We start from the raw sequence: 2589 nt of genomic DNA on the forward strand, positions 1-2589 counted from the left end.
TTTTAATTTCAAATTTTTAATTCCTTTTTGAATTATGATATTGAAAAAATTTTATAATTAATTTTGTATATTGTCAATCTTATTTCTATTGACAAAAATATCGGTTCGTATATAATAATCAAAATTTAAAATTAGAAACAAGGATTAAAAAATGATAAAAACAATTTTCAAAATATTAATTTTAATTACGATTTCAATAATAATTTCATGCTCGAATGCGGAAAAGGAAATTCAATTAACCGAAAACGAAAAATTGCAAGTATTCGATATGCGTTATTTGACAGCTTACAACGGAGAATATTTGAATACGATATTAGAAGAAAATTCTAAAAGTGCGTTTGTAGATTATATATTTTACACAAATCAATCGATTGACGCTTTTGTATTCGACACGGAAATTAACGAAGGATATATAAAAGCCGAAGCCATAGGCGATTACGAAACTAACTATATAGAAGGCAATTTATCCGATGCGGGATTTAACGGAAAAATAGACGATAGAGAAGTTAACTTTGTAAGTGCAAAATCTCCGCTTTCTGGCGCAAAAGTTATCCGATATAGATACACAAATGTCTATCCTACAAATGCATCCGAAGAAGATATGAAAACTTTTGAATATTATTCCTCAATATTTTTATTTAATAACGATAGCAAATCGAGTATAATAGACAAAATAAATTTGGATATAAATTCCGAAATAACGGACGCTAAATTGGATATAAATAAATTATCCGATGTAAAAAATATTTTAAGCAACGATGTGCTTTGGTTTTATAACGAATGGGCGGGCGAATATATGTCCCATTACTATTCAATATCAGAATATGGAATAGATTATTTAAGCGAAAAAATAGCTTCGATAAATAAATATTTTTACGAATATACGGGCGGAGCGCATGGATATAACCAAAAAGATTATAAAGTTTATTCTTTATCAAACGGCGAAAGATTAAAAATAGAAGATATTTTAATCAACGTGAACGATTCGGATTTGTTAAGTAAAGTAAAACAAAAACTTTTATCAATGGCTGATGAAGAGAGTTATTTTAATTTGGACGAGATTTCATTACAAGAAAATAATTTTTATATAACTTCAAAAGGCTTGACTTTCACTTGGGGAATATACGAAATCGCTCCTTACTCTATGGGAGATAGTGAAGTTTTATTTTTGGTAGACGAAATAAAGCCATATTTGAAAGACGAATATAAGAATATTTTTGAATAAGATTATATTAATAAACTATAAAAACTGTTGCAAATCAACCGTTAGTTTTTCTATGTTTTATATAATGCCTGAAATATAAAGTCAAAATAATGGCTATAATCGTTATAATTGCCGCATATATTGATAAATTTTTATAAGCGATTCCGAAATGTATGAGAAGTCCGCCATATTTCGCGCCGATTGCATTTCCCAAATTGAAAGAACTTTGATTGAAAGTCGAAGCCAAATTTGGCGCGCCTTTTGCCTGTTCCACCACCAAAGCCTGAAGCATAGGACAAACCGCAAATCCCGTTATGCTCCAAAAGAATAGAGTCGCTATCATAGGAATAACTTTTGTATTGACATATAACATTATTATTTGAATAATCACAATTATAAACATAATAGATATTAATGATTTTATTAAACTTTTATCTCCAAGTTTTCCTCCCGTTAAAGTTCCAATAGAAAGTCCCGCTCCTATCCAAAATAATATTTTTACTACGGTGGCTTTATCAACCATAGTGACTTGCTGAAGAATAGGATCGATATAAGTGAATATTGTAAATAAACTTGCGGAAGTGAGAACGGATAATATCAAAGGAATAAATACTCTTCTATGTCTTAAAATTTTGAACTCTCCTATAATGTCTCCGCTCGGCATTGGCAATTTTGACGGAATGAATTTTAATAAAGCTAAAACGGCAAGAATTCCTATAGAACTTACAAGCCAGAATGTAGCTCTCCATCCGAATTGCTCGCCAATATGAGTTCCTATCGGAACTCCCAATATATTTGCCAAACTAACTCCCATAAAAACCAAAGCTATAGCCTGCGATTTTTTATTTTCGTCCACCATGCCCGCCGCCACAACTGAAGCGATTCCAAAAAAAGTTCCATGACATAATGCCGCCAAAACTCTCGCAACCATTAAGAAATGATAGCTTGTCGATAACGCGCATAAAATATTTCCGATTATAAACATACACATTAAAGAGAGTAGGGCGATTTTTCTCGAAAGTTTCATAGTAAGAATTGCAAGCAAAGGTCCGCCGACAACGACTCCCATAGCATACATAGTAACCAAAGAGCCAGCTTGAGGAATAGTAATATTCAAATCTTCCGCTATTTCCGAAAGCAACCCCATTATTATATATTCGCTCGTTCCTATTCCAAACGCCGAAAAAGTAAGCATAAATATTGCAAAAGGCATTTTAATCTCCTAAATATTTTTTATTCTACAATTTGTTATAATTTAATTTTATAATTCGACAAAGATTTTATAATTAATTTTTTATATGTCAATATTTTAATTTTTTAGCATTTATTATAATCCATATTATTTATGTATTAAACATAACTATTGAAATTTATATTAAATTAAA

At 30.3% G+C, this 2589-nt stretch carries 2 protein-coding genes; one reads left to right on the forward strand and one right to left on the reverse strand.

The features are described 5' to 3' along the window. The first annotated feature begins 151 nt into the window (after positions 1-151). Positions 152-1225, forward strand: coding sequence for a DUF3298 and DUF4163 domain-containing protein (locus tag EZH24_RS10115; RefSeq protein ID WP_236847160.1), 1074 nt, complete (start codon positions 152-154; stop codon positions 1223-1225). Positions 1226-1259: 34 nt separating this feature from the next. Here EZH24_RS10115 and EZH24_RS10120 read toward each other — a convergent pair whose 3' ends face one another. Continuing rightward, entirely contained in the window at positions 1260-2417 is a 1158-nt protein-coding gene (locus tag EZH24_RS10120) for an MFS transporter (RefSeq protein ID WP_137999017.1), read from the reverse strand. Positions 2418-2589: the final 172 nt, after the last annotated feature.

Source organism: Brachyspira catarrhinii, assembly GCF_005518285.1.
Taxonomy (GTDB): domain Bacteria; phylum Spirochaetota; class Brachyspiria; order Brachyspirales; family Brachyspiraceae; genus Brachyspira; species Brachyspira catarrhinii.

Coding starts and splice junctions, on each gene's coding strand:
- EZH24_RS10115 (WP_236847160.1), top strand. CDS start 152: ATGATAAAAACAATTTTCAAAATATTAATTTTAATTACGATTTCAATA.
- EZH24_RS10120 (WP_137999017.1), bottom strand. CDS start 2,417: ATGCCTTTTGCAATATTTATGCTTACTTTTTCGGCGTTTGGAATAGGA.